The organism is Stenotrophomonas maltophilia complex sp. Om-AH-Sm3 (assembly GCF_059337855.1).
On the sequence record NZ_JBYBLQ010000005.1, the window covers coordinates 214,050 to 229,575 of the forward strand.

The 15,526-nt window shown below is 67.5% G+C and carries 11 protein-coding genes and 1 tRNA gene; 9 read left to right on the forward strand and 3 right to left on the reverse strand.

Annotated elements, in window-relative coordinates; genetic code table 11:
* Positions 1–31: 31 nt before the first annotated feature.
* The 9 genes from AC10QF_RS08640 (at position 32) to ychF (ending at position 7,595) form a co-directional block, all read left to right on the forward strand.
* Positions 32–1,717: a tetratricopeptide repeat protein gene (locus AC10QF_RS08640; protein WP_494542054.1), complete on the forward strand. Its 1,686-nt coding sequence runs from the start codon at positions 32–34 to the stop codon at positions 1,715–1,717.
* Entirely contained in the window at positions 1,714–2,373 is a 660-nt protein-coding gene (lolB, locus tag AC10QF_RS08645) for a lipoprotein insertase outer membrane protein LolB (protein ID WP_005415398.1), read from the forward strand. The genes AC10QF_RS08640 and lolB overlap by 4 nt, the downstream gene beginning before the upstream one ends.
* Positions 2,370–3,239 (forward strand): 4-(cytidine 5'-diphospho)-2-C-methyl-D-erythritol kinase, encoded by an 870-nt coding sequence (ispE, locus tag AC10QF_RS08650; RefSeq protein ID WP_065196902.1) that lies wholly within the window; start codon positions 2,370–2,372, stop codon positions 3,237–3,239. The genes lolB and ispE overlap by 4 nt, the downstream gene beginning before the upstream one ends.
* An 11-nt stretch (positions 3,240–3,250) precedes the next feature.
* Positions 3,251–3,327 (forward strand) — tRNA-Gln (locus tag AC10QF_RS08655).
* A 140-nt stretch (positions 3,328–3,467) separates the two neighbouring features.
* A complete protein-coding gene (locus AC10QF_RS08660; RefSeq protein WP_005415400.1) occupies positions 3,468–4,427 on the forward strand; it encodes a ribose-phosphate diphosphokinase in 960 nt (319 codons plus the stop codon).
* 110 nt (positions 4,428–4,537) lie between these two features.
* Complete coding sequence (locus tag AC10QF_RS08665) at positions 4,538–5,155, forward strand: 50S ribosomal protein L25/general stress protein Ctc (RefSeq protein ID WP_005415401.1); 618 nt, start codon at positions 4,538–4,540, stop codon at positions 5,153–5,155.
* A gap of 48 nt (positions 5,156–5,203) precedes the next feature.
* A complete protein-coding gene (gene pth, locus AC10QF_RS08670; RefSeq protein ID WP_069139551.1) occupies positions 5,204–5,782 on the forward strand; it encodes an aminoacyl-tRNA hydrolase in 579 nt (192 codons plus the stop codon).
* Between the two features lie 41 nt (positions 5,783–5,823).
* A complete protein-coding gene (locus tag AC10QF_RS08675; RefSeq protein WP_288038609.1) occupies positions 5,824–6,405 on the forward strand; it encodes a DMP19 family protein in 582 nt (193 codons plus the stop codon).
* Positions 6,406–6,503: 98 nt separating this feature from the next.
* The gene (gene ychF, locus AC10QF_RS08680; RefSeq protein WP_005415403.1) at positions 6,504–7,595 is read left to right on the forward strand and encodes a redox-regulated ATPase YchF; all 1,092 of its coding nucleotides are present in this window, start codon (positions 6,504–6,506) and stop codon (positions 7,593–7,595) included.
* 504 nt (positions 7,596–8,099) lie between these two features.
* Here the strand turns inward: ychF and AC10QF_RS08685 are convergent.
* From AC10QF_RS08685 to AC10QF_RS08695, 3 genes are all read right to left on the reverse strand, one after another.
* Positions 8,100–11,378 carry an autotransporter family protein gene (locus AC10QF_RS08685; protein WP_494542055.1) on the reverse strand — a complete coding sequence of 1,093 codons (3,279 nt, stop codon included), beginning with the start codon at positions 11,376–11,378 and terminating at the stop codon, positions 8,100–8,102.
* 263 nt (positions 11,379–11,641) lie between these two features.
* A complete protein-coding gene (locus tag AC10QF_RS08690; RefSeq protein WP_049416983.1) occupies positions 11,642–12,283 on the reverse strand; it encodes a response regulator in 642 nt (213 codons plus the stop codon).
* Positions 12,280–15,507: a hybrid sensor histidine kinase/response regulator gene (locus AC10QF_RS08695; RefSeq protein WP_447900676.1), complete on the reverse strand. Its 3,228-nt coding sequence runs from the start codon at positions 15,505–15,507 to the stop codon at positions 12,280–12,282. Before AC10QF_RS08695 ends, AC10QF_RS08690 begins: the two co-directional genes overlap by 4 nt.
* Positions 15,508–15,526 lie beyond the last annotated feature (19 nt).

Consider the following 15,526-nt stretch of genomic DNA (forward strand, 5'->3'; position numbering starts at 1 on the left):
TGGACGACATTTTAAGGCCCCGATGCCGACGATGCCCGCATTGATTCGCATCCCCAGTGTTCTGCTGCTGTCCCTGGCCTGCGCCCAGGCCCTGGCGGCGGTGCCGGCCAGGGCCCCCGTGCGGGCCGCGGCCACCGGGGAACTGGCGCTGGAGCCGGTGATGGCCGGTGAGTTCGCCCTGCAGGCCGGCAAGCTGGCCGAGGCCGCGCGCTGGTACCTGCAGGCCGCGCAGCAGACCGACGGCGACGCTGGCCTGGCCGAGCGCGCGACCCGTATCTCCATGCTTGCCAATGATGACGCCAGCGCCGCCAAGGGCCTGGCCCTGTGGCAGCAGCGCGCCCCGCGTTCGTTGACCATGCGCAGCGCCGCCGGTGCGCTGGCCATGCGCCAGGGCGATGTGAAGGCCGCCCGCACTGAATTGCAGGCGCTGCTGGCCGACCCCGACGAGCGCGGCTGGAAGTTCGCCCTGGCCGCGCTGATCGGCGGTGGCCGCGACCCGGCGGTGCCGGCGCAGGTGCTCGGCGAGCTGGTCGATGCCAATGCGATTCCGCCGAAGATCGAGGCCTGGCAGGAGTTCGGCCGCCTCGCCCTGCGCATGGACAAGCCCGACCTGGCGCGGCGCTTGATCGATGAAGTGGTCAGGCGCTTCCCCGAAGAACCGCGCGTAGCGTTGCTGCGTGCCAGCCAGCTGCAGCAGGCCGGCGAGACCGACAAGGCCTTGTCGCTGCTGCACGACGTCGAGCCGAAGACACGGCAGGACCCCGAGCTGCGCAATGCGGTGGCCATCGCCTACGACAGCCTGGGGCAACCGGCTGCGGCCGAGCGCGTACTGGCATTCGGCCCGCAGGATGTGCAGACCTGGGGCATGCGCGCTTCACTGTTGGCCAAGCAGGGCGACAAGGCGGCGCTGTCCAACCTCTACAACGAACTGTCGCGGCAGGCGGCCAAGCCGGACCCCGCGCAGCGCCTGTTGCTGGGCAAGATCGCCGAATACCTGAAGCGCTATCCCGAGGCGGTGCAGTGGTACCACAGTGTGCCCGGCGGTGATGAGCTGAGCGAGGCGCGCCTGCGTGCGGCCAACGCCCAGGCCCTGGCCGGACGGCTGCCGCAGGCACTGGATGAGGTGCACGCGATCCAGTCCGACGCGGTGGTCGATGATGATGTGCGCCGTGACGCGTATCTGCTGGAGGCCGAGCTGCGCCAGCGCGGCGATGACAGTGCTGGCGAGCTGGATGCGCTGGCCCGCGGCCTGGCCGCCTACCCGGATGACAATGGCCTGCTGTACGCCCGCGCGCTCACCTGGGAGCGTCGTGACGATATTCCGCGCGCCGAGGCCGACCTGCGCAAGATCCTGGTGACCGACCCGGAAAACGTGCCGGCCCTGAATGCCTTGGGCTACACCCTGGCTGACCGTACCGGGCGCCTGCAGGAGGCGCTGGAGCTGATCGACCGCGCCCGCGTCGCCGAGCCGGACAACGCCGCCATCGTCGACAGCTATGGCTGGGTGCTGTATCGCCTGGGCCGCAAGGACGAAGCGCTGGTGCAGCTGCGCCGGGCCTGGACCCTGGCCAAGGACCCGGAGATCGCCGCCCATGTCGGCGAGGTGCTGTGGGTGCTGGGCAAGCATGACGAGGCCCGCCACTTCTTCGACGAAGCGGCCAAGCTCGACCCTGAAAACCGCGCGCTGCTGCGCGCCCGCGAGAAATTCAATCCATGAGTGTTTCCCTGATCCGGCCGCTGCTGTTGGCGGCTGCGACCCTGGCGGTGACCGCCTGTACCAGCGTGGGCACGCAGAAGACCCCGCCACCGGCGGTGGTCGAGACGGTCTCGGCCGAAGCGGCGCAGGCCGAAGCGGCGCGAGTGGCCGCCCTGCATGCACAGCCGGACTGGGCCTTCCAGGGCCGGGTCGCGGTCAGCAAGGGCAAGGACGGCGGCAGCGGTCGCATCGACTGGAAGCAGCAAGGCCGCCGCTACGTGGTGGAGTTGAGCGCGCCGGTGACCCGGCAGAGCTGGAAGCTGACCGGTGACACCCATTCCGAAGCTGGCCGCCTGGAAGGACTGGCAGGCGGTCCGCGCGACGGCGAGGACGCCCAGCAGCTGTTGCTGGAAGCGACCGGCTGGGACATTCCGGTCAACCAGTTGCCGGAGTGGATCCGTGGCCTGGTGGCCGGCGACGCCGCCGGCCCCGAGACGGTCGAACGCGACGGCGAAGGCCGGCCCCGCCGCATGCAGCAGATGGGCTGGCAGGTACAGTACCTGGACTGGTACCCGGCCGACGCCGGACGGCCGGCGCTGCCGCGCCGGATCGAGGCCAGCAACGGTGACGCCAAGGTGCGCCTGCTGGTGGACGAGTGGAGGCAGGGCACGCCATGAGCGGGGCAGTCGACGACGCGGGCTGGTCCTGGTGGCCGGCCCCGGCCAAGCTGAACCTGTTCCTGCACATTACCGGCCGCCGGGCCGACGGCTACCACGAACTGCAGACCGTGTTCCGCCTGCTGGACTGGGGGGACCGCATCGGCCTGCGCCTGCGTGAAGACGGCCAGGTGCGCCGGCAGGGCGAGGGCCTGGCCGGCGTGGCCGAGGCCGATGATCTGGCGGTGCGCGCCGCGCGTCTGCTCCAGGAAGCGGCGAAGGTTGCGCAAGGTGCTGACATCATCGTCGAAAAGCACGTTCCTGCCGGTGGTGGATTTGGCGGCGGTTCGTCCGACGCGGCCACCGTACTGGTGGTACTGAACCGGCTCTGGCATGCCGGCCTGGATGAAGATGCCCTGGCCGCGCTGGGCCTGCGCCTGGGCGCCGACGTGCCGGTGTTCGTGCGCGGCCGCAACGCCTGGGCCGAAGGGGTGGGCGAGCGCCTGCAGCCGATCACGCTGGCGCCGGCCTGGTATGTGGTGGTTGAACCGGGCGTTCATGTTCCCACGCCGGCCCTGTTTGCAGACCCGGATTTGACGCGCGACAGCCCAGTGGCGAAAATAGAGGACTTCGCTTCCGGGACCCTGGTCGGGAACGCGTTCGAACCGGTGCTGCGCCGCCGTGAGCCTGCCGTCGAGGCAGCGCTTGCCGCGTTGAGCGACATCGGCACGGCGCGGCTGACCGGCTCGGGAAGTGGTTGTTTCGTCGAATTCGCGTCGCAGTCTGCTGCAGAGCAGGGACGGTCGAAATTGCCGAAGGAGTTGCGGGCAAGGGTGGCAGCGGGCGTTGCGCGTTCGCCACTGCTGGATGCACTCGAGCAACACTGATTTATCAATGCAGGGGCGTCGCCAAGAGGCCCAAGGCACCAGGTTTTGATCCTGGCATTCGTAGGTTCGAATCCTACCGCCCCTGCCAATAGCGGCTGTGTCCGCGCCTTCCAGCGCATCGCCCGCGCGGGACGTGGAAACAACCGCGGTGTTGTCAGCAGCAAGGGTCCATCCGGGTCCTTGCCGCCCCCGGATCCCCGCCACTCGTCCCCGCCCGAGACAATCATGATGCAAGAGTCCCCGAACCTGCTGGTCTTTTCCGGCAACGCCAACAAACGTCTGGCGCAGAACATCTGCAAGGAACTGGGGGTTCGCCCGGGCAAGGCGCTGGTCTCGCACTTCTCCGATGGTGAAGTGCAGGTGGAGATCGAAGAGAACGTCCGCAAGCAGGACGTGTTCGTGATCCAGCCGACCTGCGCGCCGAGCGCGGAAAACCTGATGGAACTGCTGGTGCTGATCGACGCGCTCAAGCGCGCATCGGTGGCCAGCGTGACCGCCGTGGTGCCGTACTTCGGCTACTCGCGCCAGGATCGCCGCATGCGCTCCTCGCGCGTGCCGATCACCGCCAAGCTGGCGGCCAAGATGTTCAGCACCGCGGGCGCTGATCGCGTGCTGACCGTCGACCTGCACGCCGACCAGATCCAGGGCTTCTTCGATATTCCGGTGGACAACGTGTATGCGTCCCCGCTGCTGCTGGCCGACATCTGGCGCGCCTACGGCACCGAGAACCTGATCGTCGTCTCGCCGGACGTGGGCGGCGTGGTCCGCGCCCGTGCGGTGGCCAAGCGCCTGGATGACGCCGACCTGGCGATCATCGACAAGCGCCGCCCGCGCGCCAACGTCTCCACCGTGATGAACATCATCGGCGACGTCGAAGGCAAGACCTGCGTCATGGTCGATGACATCGTCGATACCGCCGGCACTCTGTGCGCCGCTGCCGCTGCCCTGAAGGCGCGCGGTGCGCTCAAGGTCGCCGCCTACTGCACCCACGCGGTGCTGTCGGGCCCGGCGGTGGACAACATCACCAATTCCCAGCTCGACGAACTGGTGGTGACCGACACCATCCCGCTGAAGGACGCCGCGCGGGTGTGCAGCAAGATCCGCCAGCTGAGCGTGGCGGAAATGCTGGCCGAAACGATGCGCCGCATCGCCTTCGGCGAGTCGGTCAGCTCGCTGTACGTCGACTGAGTTTTTCGTCCCTGCCGGCAACGGCGGGGACATACCCCGGGTGCTTCTGGTCGCGGAAGCATCTTCAACCGCCAAGCCGCAAGGCGAGGCAACAACCTGAGTAGTCGAAAATGTCGAAGACCCATGAAATCAAGGTCACCAAGCGTGAACTGCAGCGTAAGGGTGCGAGCCGCCGCCTGCGTCACGCGGGTGTGATCCCGGCCATCGTGTACGGCGGCAACGCCGAGCCGGTCGCCATCAGCCTGGACCACAACGAAATCTGGCTGGCCCAGCAGAACGAGTGGTTCTATGCCTCGATCCTGGACCTGAACCTGGACGGCCAGGTGCAGAAGGTCCTGCTGCGTGACATGCAGCGCCACCCGTACAAGCAGCTGATCATGCACCTGGACTTCCAGCGCGTGAACGAGAACGAAGCCCTGACCGCTTCGGTCCCGCTGCACTTCGTCAACGAAGACACCTCGCCGGCTGGCAAGGCTGCCGACGTCGTGGTCACCCACGAACTGAAGGAAGTGACCATCACCTGCCTGCCGAAGGACCTGCCGGAGTCGATCGAAGTCGACCTGGGCGAGCTGAAGGCCGGTGACGTGGTGTACCTGTCCGACATCAAGCTGCCGAAGGGCGTGGAAATCCCGGCGCTGGCGCTGGGCAAGGACCACGACGACGCCATCGTCACCGCCAAGGCCGGCAAGGCCGACGCGGCTGACGAAGAAGCGGCTGCCGCCGAGTAATACCGTTACGGTGCCTGCCTCCGGGCAGGCACCGTACTGGAAGGAACCATGGCAGGACTGCGACTGATCGTCGGTCTGGGCAACCCCGGATCGGAACACGCCCGGACCCGGCACAATGCCGGGTTTCATTTCGTTGAGGCCCTGGCGGAAAAAGCCGGTGCGCGATGGAATGTGGACAGCAAGCTGTTCGGTGAGACCGCCAAGGTCGAGATCGCCGGGCAGACGGTGTGGCTGCTCAAGCCCGCCACCTTCATGAACCTCAGCGGCAAGTCGGTCACCGCCGCCCAGCGGTTCTGGAAGATCGAGCCGGAGGAAACCCTGCTGGCCCACGACGAACTGGACCTGCCGCCCGGCGCGGCACGGCTGAAGTTCGACGGTGGCCACGGCGGCCAGAACGGCCTGCGCGACACCATCCGCCTGCTCGGCCACGGCAGGTTCCATCGCCTGCGCGTGGGCATCGGCCATCCCGGCCACAAGGACCGCGTGGTGGGTTGGGTGCTGGGGCGCCCGTCGAAGGACGACGACGTGCTGATTGCACGCGCCATCGATGATGCGATCGACGTGATGCCGCTGGCGGTGCAGGGCGATTTCAACGAAGCGATGAAGCGGCTGCATACCCCGCGCTGACCATGACCGACCCGCGTACTCCCTGCACCGTGTGTGGCGCCATGATCCTGCTTGCGACGGCGGCCCGGAACAATGGGCTCTGCATGCCCTGCCGGAATGGCACGCGGCAATGCATGGAAGAGGCGAGGGTGCGAAACAAGGAAATGCGCGAAGAGCGGGACCGATACGAGAATTCCGCTGCAGGGCGCCACTGGAACTGGCTGGTGGAACAGGAAGGCGGTTCGGGTTGTGGATTCTCTGGGCTACTTGTGCCAGACCAGCGCTACTTCGCGGTTTCGGTGACAAGCAGCGAAGTCTGGCGTGGCGGTATTGGTACGTACTTCGACAGTTACTCGGGTGCCTATTACGAAGAGACGCTCGCAGGTCTTGAAGAAATGGGGCTGGTCGAACTGGCCGACGTGCTGAAAGAAGCCAAAATGGTGCTGTTCGGTGATGAAGCCGTGCCCAAGGATGAAGGTGTCCGCTGGGAGAAAATGTACGGTCAGCATAATGAGCTGCCGGACGGTGTCGGAGTCCTGCTGGACCGCTTGAGCCAGAGATTTTGTGAGACTGAGGAGAGGCTAGAGCTTTCTGCTGCACTGCAGACCTACGCTGAGAAGCACAAGCTGTACGCTGCGTTCTAGCTTGGGCTACTGGAAGGACGATTGGGGATTGAGGGCATGCCCGCAGGCGAGCCTTGAATCCCGAATCATCCACTTACACTCAAACCCGGATTCAACCCATGGGTATCAAATGCGGCATCGTCGGCCTGCCCAACGTCGGCAAGTCGACCCTGTTCAATGCGCTGACCAAGGCGGGTATCGCCGCGGCGAACTTCCCGTTCTGCACCATCGAGCCGAACGTCGGCATCGTGCCGGTGCCGGATCCGCGCCTGAACGAGCTGGCGGGCATCATCAACCCGCAGAAGGTCATCCCGACCGCGGTCGAGTTCGTCGACATCGCCGGCCTGGTGGCCGGTGCCGCCAGCGGTGAAGGCCTGGGCAACAAGTTCCTGGCGCACATCCGCGAAGTCGATGCGATCACCCACGTGGTGCGCTGCTTCGAGCACGGCGACATCGTGCACGTGGCTGGCAAGGTCGATCCGATCTCGGACATCGAAACCATCGATACCGAGCTGGCGCTGGCCGACCTGGACAGCGTCGAGAAGGCACTGAACCGTGCCGAGCGTGCGGCCAAGGGCGGCGACAAGGATGCAGCGGCGCGCAAGCCGGTGCTGGCCAAGCTGCAGGCGGCGCTGTCGGAGGGCAAGGCCGGCCGCTCGGCCGGCCTGGACGAGGAAGAGAAGGCGCTGGTGCGCGACCTGTTCCTGCTCACCCTGAAGCCGGTGATGTACATCGCCAACGTGCTGGAAGACGGCTTCGAGAACAACCCGCACCTGGAAGCCGTGCGCGCGCACGCCGCCGCCGAGGGCGCGCAGGTGGTGCCGGTGTCGGCCGCGATCGAAGAAGAGCTGTCCCAGCTCGACGATGAAGACCGCGATACCTTCCTGGCCGACCTGGGCCTGAGCGAGCCGGGCCTGAACCGCGTGATCAACGCGGCCTACAGCCTGCTGGGCCTGCAGACCTACTTCACCGCTGGCGTGAAGGAAGTCCGTGCGTGGACCGTGCGCAAGGGCGCCACTGCCCCGCAGGCCGCCGCGGTCATCCACACCGACTTCGAGAAGGGCTTCATCCGCGCCGAAACCATCGCGTATGACGACTTCATCAAGTACAAGGGCGAAGCCGGCGCCAAGGAAGCAGGTCGCCTGCGCCTGGAAGGCAAGGAATACCGCGTGCAGGAAGGCGATATCCTGCACTTCCGCTTCAACGTCTGATCCGGCGGCAACGGATCGACCCCGGACGCCCCGCCCTGTGCGGGGCGTTCGCGTTTCCGGCGATGGACAAAAAATCACCACACTGCGAAACGCTTGCGGCGTGACGTTCGCCGGCACTTGTCCACAGCAAACTCCCATCGCTTTCCACGCCACATGTGGAAAACCGCACAGCTCCCCTGTAGAGCCGAGCCTACGCTCGGCTCAGGGGGGTATCAGCAGAGCGTGGGCTCGGCTCTGCCAGGTTGCCTGTGCAATATGGACAAATTTTCACCACGCTTCGAAACGCCTGCGGTGCAATGCTCGCACCCACTTGTCCACACCAAATCCCAACCACTCTCCACGGCGGATGTGGAAAACCGCGCATGGGCGTGGACAAAAAAACGCCACTCCCTGAAACGCTTGGTGCGTGGAGCTCACCGCCACTTGTCCACACCAAACTCCCACCGCTTTCCACGCGGCATGTGGAAAAAGCGCCCAGCACTCCCTTGCCGGGCACTTCCCGCATCACCAGGTGTACGACACGCCCAGCTGGGCACCGACGTCGCGGAAGCCCATGCCGCCGCTCTGCCGGCTCAGTTCGCCCCAGCCGCGCCAGCCGCCGGACAGATCCACCTGTACACCGGCCTTGGCCTCGTAGATGTCGCGCGGCAACTGCCGCTGCAGCCGTTCACCGTCCATCGCCAGGCCCGCGCCATTGCCGCCGGACCACCAGTTCACTGCCACGTACGGATGCACCTGGCCCTGCGCCGCGCTCAACCCGCGGCTGTACAGGCGCAGGCCGAGGCGGGTGCTGGTCTCGTCACCACCGCGGTCTTCGACCACCGTGCCGTTGGCCTCGACCACGCGGTCGCTGTCATAGCGGCTGTGCACCACCTGCAGTTGCGGTTGCAGGTAGATGCCGCGCAGCGCGGTGCGCCGCAGGGGCAGCACATAGCCAGCTTCGGCCGATGCACTCCAGTTGCGGGCGTCATAACGTTCCTTCTGCAGTCCATCGCCCTGCACGCTGTTGCGGAAGCGGCCGTACTGCAGCCAACCATCCACATAGGCGCCGCCTTGCATGCGTGCATCCTGCAGCCAGGTGGCATAGGCACCCACACTGGTGCCGGTGACCACGCCACGCGCGGTGTAGCCGGTCACCTGCGAGCGGCTGTCATTGCGCGCGCGGCCGTGGCCGAGCATCGCACCTGCCTGCAGTTCGCCCGCGCCGCCCACCTCGAAGCGACGGCCGACGCCGACCAGCACGCTGCTGATCTGCCCATCGACCTGGACCTGGCGGTTGCGGTCGTGGCTGTCGGGCTGCGCGCTGCGAAGGTGCATCCAGGCCACGGCATCGCTGCTGGCGCCGGCCTCGGCGGCGGGGTCACCGGCGCGGTCGTGCAGGCTGTGCCGGAACATGCCCAGCGCGGCGTTGCGGTTGGCCAGGTAAGCCGCCGGTTCCGGGCGTTCCACCTGCGGGCGCGGCGGGTCGATCGGCGGTTCCGGCGGCAACGGCGGGTCGACCGGTGGTTCCGGCGGTGACGGCGGGTCGACCGGTGGTTCCGGCGGTGACGGCGGGTCGACCGGCGGTTCCGGTGGCTGCGGCGGATCAATCGGCGGTTCCGGCGGCTCCGGCGGATCGACGGGTGGCACGTATTCCGAACGCAGGTACCAGTTGCCATCATCCGGGGTCGACACGCCGCCCTTGAACAGGAAGTAGTCGTAGGCACCGGCGACCGCGCGTCCCTGCAGGCTGAACTGTGCATCGGACTGGCCGCCAACGGTGATCAGGCGGATACCCTCCTGCGTCAGTGCACCGGCACCGCCGGCATTGCGCACGCTCACGCTGGCAGTGCCGCTGCTGTTGCCATTGATGACCAGCTGGTCGCCCAGCGAAGTGTCGTCACCCAGTGCACGGTTGAAGATCCAATGGCCACCGTTGCCCACGTAGTCGCCGCTGACGGTAACGGTCTTGAAGCCGCTTGCCCCCGGGGTATCGAAGGCGATGGTGCCGGCGTGTTCGAGCGCGCCGACGCTGGAACTGGCACGCACGTTCCACTGGCTGCTGCCATCCAGCGCAAGCTGTGCGACCTGGTAGCCGGAGTCGTTGCGCAGAGCACCGCTGAACGTGGTGCCGTTGCCCAGCACCATGCGTACGTCAGCCGTTTCGCTGTCGACCACCACGTCACCGCGCAGCGTGCTGGCGTCGGCGCTGAAGTCGATGCGGCTGGTCGCCACGCTGCTGCCATCGGTGAACACCGTGTCGCTGACGCGCAGCAGGCGCCCGCTGCCGTCGCCTGCGGTCACATCGCTGCCATTGACGGTCAACGCATGGTTGCTGCCCTGCAGCCAGAACGCGGCGCCGCTGGCGGTCTCGATGTGGCTGTCATTGAAGGTGGCGCGGTTCCAGTACGGGCCGAACGCAGTCAGGTAGGAGCGGTAGCCGCCGCTGTTGCTGCCGGTCATGCGGATGTCCAGGCGATCGGCCTGGGTCAACCGCGCGGTGTTCATGTGCACGATGCCGAACACGTTCTCGCCGTCGCCGCGGATCGCAACGGTGTCGAGCAGCGCGGTGGCGGTGGAGCCACCGATGAACACGCCGCCACCCCCGTTGCCGCGCACGTCGATCACGCTTCCGGTGGCTTCAATGCGGCTGGCGGTGCTGCCGGTGGAACCGGTCACGCGTACGCCATAGGTCGCATCGCCGTGCGTGGTGATCCGGCCGCCCTGCACGGTGGCGACCCCGCCAGCGATCTCAACGCCGTAGCCGTAGGTGTCGGTCCAGGTGTCGATGGTGCTGTCGGTCAGCTGCAGGCGCGACTCATCGCTGGCCAGCCAGAATCCGGAGTAGCCGTCGCGGACATCGAACGCGGCATCGCGGGCGGTCAGCTGGCCCCAGCTGTTGATGTTCACGCCATAGCCACCGACGGTGTAGAAGCTGCCGCCGTTGATCACCGCGCTGGAATAGGTCTTGCTGATGCGGCTGCCGAGCAGGCGCATGCTGCCGCCCACCGAGTGCGCTTCCACGTTCTCCAGCAGCACGCTGCCGCCACTGTCGATATCGAACCAGCCGCCGTCCATGTAGGTGTCGTACAGCTCGGCACGGCTGCCCGCGCCATCAACGGCAACGCCCGCGAGGATGCCGCCGGGGGCGAGAGTGATGCGGCTGTTGCGGATCGTCAGCAGGCCGGCGCTGTCGGCGCGCAGGCGGGCACCACTGTCGGCACTCATCTGCAGATTGTCCAGGTGCGCTTCACTGCCCTTGCCGGAGGCGCCGATCAGGGTGCCGACGCCGCCGGTCATCGCGATGCGGCCGCCGGTGTAGTGGACCACGCCACCGTTGTAGGCCTGTACGACGCCGAATCCGCTGCCGTTGCGCGTGGCATCGATGTCGACATCGCGCGCATCGATCACACTGCCGGCACCATTGGCATACAGTGCGTAGAAGCCAACACCGGTGGCCGGTGCGATCGACAGCGTCGCCCCGCGCAGTTGTACCTGGCCGCCATTGGCGGCAGACACGGCGCTGCCATTACCAGTCACGTTGATGCGGCTGCCGTCGATCAGTGCGCTGCTGCCAGCGCCGGTGACGGTCAGTGCGAAGCTGCCCGAGCCATGGGTGAGGACATCATCGGCACCGAGCTGCAGGCTGTTGCCATCGCTGACCTGCAGGGGCCCGGTCAGATCGGCGGCGTGGACCGGCAGTGCCGCCCACAGGGCGGTCGCCAGCAGGCTGGGAAGGAGGGAAGCAGGCGCGAGGCGCGCGCGCCCGGACGCACGGCGGCGCCGAGGGGGGGAGGCATACATGCTGTTGGACTTCCTGTGGCAGGGCGCAGCAGGGCTGCGCGGACTGGCGCGGCAGGGCCGCGTCGCTGCGGAAGCCACACGCGATGGCAGCTGCAGGCGCCACCGGGCTTCCGTCCCCCACGGCGACGCGGTTGCTGCCGGCAGGCGCACCATGGCGGGATGCGTCCAGCCTAGAAATCGGCACTGTCCTATGGAATCAGGCGTTTCCTAAAGCCGTCGCAGGCCCTCGTACGGGGCCTGCAGGATTCAGCCTGGAGTGGGCCTCAGGCGAACAACGAGGCCTGCAGGCAGTACTCGATCAGTGCCTGGTCACTGTCCACGCCGAGCTTGCGCATCGCACTGATCTTCTGCGTGCTGACCGTCTTGGCGCTGCGCTGCAGCTGGCGTGCGATGTCGCCCACGCTCATGCCGCCGGTAAACAGCCGGATCACTTCCAGCTCGCGCGGCGACAGGCGCGCACGGACCGCATCGGCGTCGGCTGGTTCGCTCGCCGCGACCGGTAGCAGGCCCGGCGGCCGGTAGACGCGGTCGGCCAGCACCACGCGCAGGGCCTGTACCAGGCTGCCCAATCCATGGCTCTTGAGCACGACGCCGCCCGCACCGGCGGCATACATCGCTGCAACCAACGACGGATTGGACACCATCGTCAGCACCAGCAGGCGCGTCTCCGGGAAGCTGCGGCGCAGGAACGAGATCAGCTTGATGCCGTCACCGAAGCGGTCGCCCCCCGGCATGCTGTAGTCGGTGATCACGACCTGTGGCCGGGTCCGGGTCATCAATTCGATCAGCGTCGCCGGGTCGGCCGCTTCGCCCACCACGTCCAGGTCAAGTTCCCCGGCCAATACGTCGCGGATGCCGGCAAGCACGATCGGGTGGTCGTCAGCGATGAGGATCCGTGTGGTCATGGTGGGGTCGGGTCGTCAGGTGGGGGAGGGGAGGCCGCATCAAGCAGCGGATGCAACAGCTGTTCGAGGCGACGCTGGAAGCGGGCAAGCGACGCCGCTTGGGTGGCCAGGTCATCGCCGCCAGCAAGGCTGTGCTCGATCTGCAGGCCGCTGTGCACCAGCGTGGGTGCGCCCACGATGACCAGTGCGCCACGGATGCGATGCAGTACCTGCACCACGCGCGCGGGATCGGCGCTGGCAATCGACTGGCGCAGGCTGTGCAGGTCAGCCTGCATGGTCTGCACGAACAACGCCTGCATCTTCGCGGGAACCTGCAGCGGGAGATCATCATCGCGCGTATCGGTGGATTCCGGTCCTTGCGGTGGCGCGGCAACCGTTGCATCGCCCCGGGTGATCTGGATCAGCAGGCGTTGCAGCGCTTCCAGCGTGATCGGCTTGACCAGCACGCCCTGCATGCCCGATTCCTGGCAGCGCTGGCGTTCGGCCGGGTCGGCGTTGGCAGTGGCACCGTGGATCGGCACGCGGGCACCACGCACCCGCAAGGCACGGGCCAGGCCATAGCCATCCAGCCCCGGCATGTTCAGGTCGGTCAGCACCAGCGCGAACTCGTCCTGCTGCCAGTAGCCCAGCGCTTCATTGCCGTCGCTGGCGACCACGGCGCGGCAGCCGAGCTGTTCCAGCTGGTCGCGCAGGATCGCCTGGTTGATCGGGTTGTCCTCCGCCACCAGCACCTGCAGGCCGAAACGGCGCGTAGCCGGCAGGCGCCCTTCGGTGCTGGCCGCCAGTGGCTGGCCACTGGCGGCAGCCAATGCGAGCACGATCGCGTCAAACCGGTGCAGGCCAACCTGCCAGGCGCCATCGATCTGCCGTGGCCGGACGCCGCCTTCGCGGCAGGCAACCACACGCGGTCCATCCACCCACTCGGGCAACGCGTCGTCCAGGACCAGGTCGAGCAGCACGGTGGACGACGGCAAGCCCGCCGCGCCTTCATCGCGGTACACGCTGGCCAGTGCACCGCGCTGCTGCAGGCGCTCGCACAGCGATTGGACCAGCTCGCGCACACCGCCCCGCACCTGTACCTGCAGGCCCGCAGGCAACTGCGGCGCAGGAGATTGCTGCGGATCGGACGGCGCCGTGGGCAGCGGCAGTTCGACGCTGAAGCTGCTGCCCAGGCCGCTCTCGCTGACCACGCGCAGCTGGCCTTCCATCAACGCCACAAGATGCGCGCAGATGGAAAGGCCCAGGCCGGTGCCGCGCATCGCATCGGTGCCCGGGTTGGCCTGGAAGAACGGCTCGAACAGGTGTGCCTGGTGCTCGCTGGCAATGCCGATGCCGGTATCGGCGACCTGCCACTGCAGCCAGCAGCGCTGCTCTTGCCAGCGTGCCGAGACGCGCACCACCACGCGTCCGCTGTCGGTGAACTTCAGCGCGTTGCTGATCAGGTTGTTGAGTATCTGGCGGATCCGTGCCGCATCACCGCACACCACGGGCGGCACGTCGGCATCGATGCAGGCGTAGAACTGCAGCCCCTTGCTGGCGGCCGCGGCAGCATACGAGTCGAGCGCATCCTCGGTCAGATGCACTGGATCGAACGGGCTGGGTTCCAGGCTCAGTTGCCCGGCCTCGGCCTTGCTGACATCGAGGATGTCGCTGATCAGTTGCATCAGCGTCGAGGACGAACGCTGGATCGTCCCCAGGTAGTCCCGCTGACGCGCATCCAGTGGCGTGAGCCCGAGCAGTTCGAGGGTACCGAGCACGCCGTATAGCGGCGTGCGGATCTCATGGCTCATGGTGGCCAGGAACTGGCTCTTGGCCCGGTTGGCCTGGTCGGCGGCACGGCGCGCCTGCTGCAGTACCTGCTCGGCTTCGTGCTGGCTGCTGAGATCGATGAACAGGCACAGCACCGCCGGCTCGCCGCGGTAGCGCGCCGGCGTCGCCGTCACCAGCAGGTGGCGGCCTTCGGGCGTGGTGTAGGCCAGCCCATCGCCGAGCGTGGTGCCCCCAGCGGCGAGCACGCTGCGCCGCCAGGGGCCGTGCCAGCCTCCAGTATGATGGTCTTCACCCAGCCAGCGGCGGGCGAGGGTGTTGTCCAGCAGCACATTGCCATCGGTACGGCGCAGCAGGCACAGCCCGATCGGCGCGTTGTCCAGGATCGTGCGGCTGAAGGCTTCGCTTTCCAGCAGCCGCGCGTGGTTGCTGCGCAGCGGCTCGATGACCGAACGCCGATACGCGCGCAGCACCAGCGTGCCACCCAGTGCCAGCAGCAGGGCCACCACCGTCGCACCGAGCAGCGGCCCCTGCGGGTGCTGGAATACCTGCCGCCAGCTGACGTGGTAGACCGCCAGCCAGCCGCGCTCGCTGCGCATGCGGAACTGCAGGCCTCCCAGGCCTGCCTGCCAGGAGGTGCCAGCGTTGCTGGCATCTGCAGCATCGCCCAGCAGGCGCTGGCCATCGGCATCGAACAGCGACAGCCGTTGGAACACCGGAACACCCAGCACCTGCCGGTAGTCATCGACGCGTGCCGGATCGAGCAGGCACGCCAGCGCGGCCTGCGAATCCTTGCCGTCCTCCCCCCACAGGCGCGCATCCTGCGGGGCGTGGGCGATGGCGAGCAGCCAGGTCTGCCGGTCGCGCCACGGCACGCTTACCCAGGCGATGCCGCCGCGCTGCAGCGTGGGCCGCGTACCCAGTGCGCGGTGGATGTCGGTGATCGCCGGGCGCAGGTGATGCGGGCTGTTCTGGCTCGCATCGGTACCGACGATCTGTACCGGTGCCAGCAGCCCGCGTGTGCCCTGGCCATCGACCAGCAGGCATTGCGGTGGTGGGTAGCGCGAAGCGGACCAGAACGTACCGTAGAAGCGCAGGAACCGGTCGCCCAGCTCGGTCGGTGGCGAACGACCGGTCCCCTCGTTCCCGATCACCGCGAAGTTGGTGTACAACGGACCGCGTTGCAGTTCCACGCTGGCATCGGCAACCGGCTGCCCTCGTACGCCGACATCATGCAGCCGCCACTGGCGCAGGAAGCGCTCCTGCTCGCGCAACGTGCCGTCCAGGCGGCGGAAGTGGTACTCGATCTTGCTGCGCTCTTCGTTCAACAGCTGCGAGCCGGCCGACAGCAACAGTCCGGCCTGCAGGGTCGCCAGCACCACCACGCCGATCAACAGGGCATGGACGCGGAGCGAGCGGCGAGCGAGTCGGCGTACAGGAGCGGCCTCGGCCGGCATGGCAGGTCTCAGGGCAGGG

Bases quoted from the DNA above. Each gene is read 5' to 3' on its own strand.
- AC10QF_RS08640 (WP_494542054.1), top strand. From the start codon at position 32: ATGCCCGCATTGATTCGCATCCCCAGTGTTCTGCTGCTGTCCCTGGCC.
- lolB (WP_005415398.1), top strand. From the start codon at position 1,714: ATGAGTGTTTCCCTGATCCGGCCGCTGCTGTTGGCGGCTGCGACCCTG.
- ispE (WP_065196902.1), top strand. From the start codon at position 2,370: ATGAGCGGGGCAGTCGACGACGCGGGCTGGTCCTGGTGGCCGGCCCCG.
- AC10QF_RS08660 (WP_005415400.1), top strand. From the start codon at position 3,468: ATGCAAGAGTCCCCGAACCTGCTGGTCTTTTCCGGCAACGCCAACAAA.
- AC10QF_RS08665 (WP_005415401.1), top strand. From the start codon at position 4,538: ATGTCGAAGACCCATGAAATCAAGGTCACCAAGCGTGAACTGCAGCGT.
- pth (WP_069139551.1), top strand. From the start codon at position 5,204: ATGGCAGGACTGCGACTGATCGTCGGTCTGGGCAACCCCGGATCGGAA.
- AC10QF_RS08675 (WP_288038609.1), top strand. From the start codon at position 5,824: ATGATCCTGCTTGCGACGGCGGCCCGGAACAATGGGCTCTGCATGCCC.
- ychF (WP_005415403.1), top strand. From the start codon at position 6,504: ATGGGTATCAAATGCGGCATCGTCGGCCTGCCCAACGTCGGCAAGTCG.
- AC10QF_RS08685 (WP_494542055.1), bottom strand. From the start codon at position 11,378: ATGTATGCCTCCCCCCCTCGGCGCCGCCGTGCGTCCGGGCGCGCGCGC.
- AC10QF_RS08690 (WP_049416983.1), bottom strand. From the start codon at position 12,283: ATGACCACACGGATCCTCATCGCTGACGACCACCCGATCGTGCTTGCC.
- AC10QF_RS08695 (WP_447900676.1), bottom strand. From the start codon at position 15,507: ATGCCGGCCGAGGCCGCTCCTGTACGCCGACTCGCTCGCCGCTCGCTC.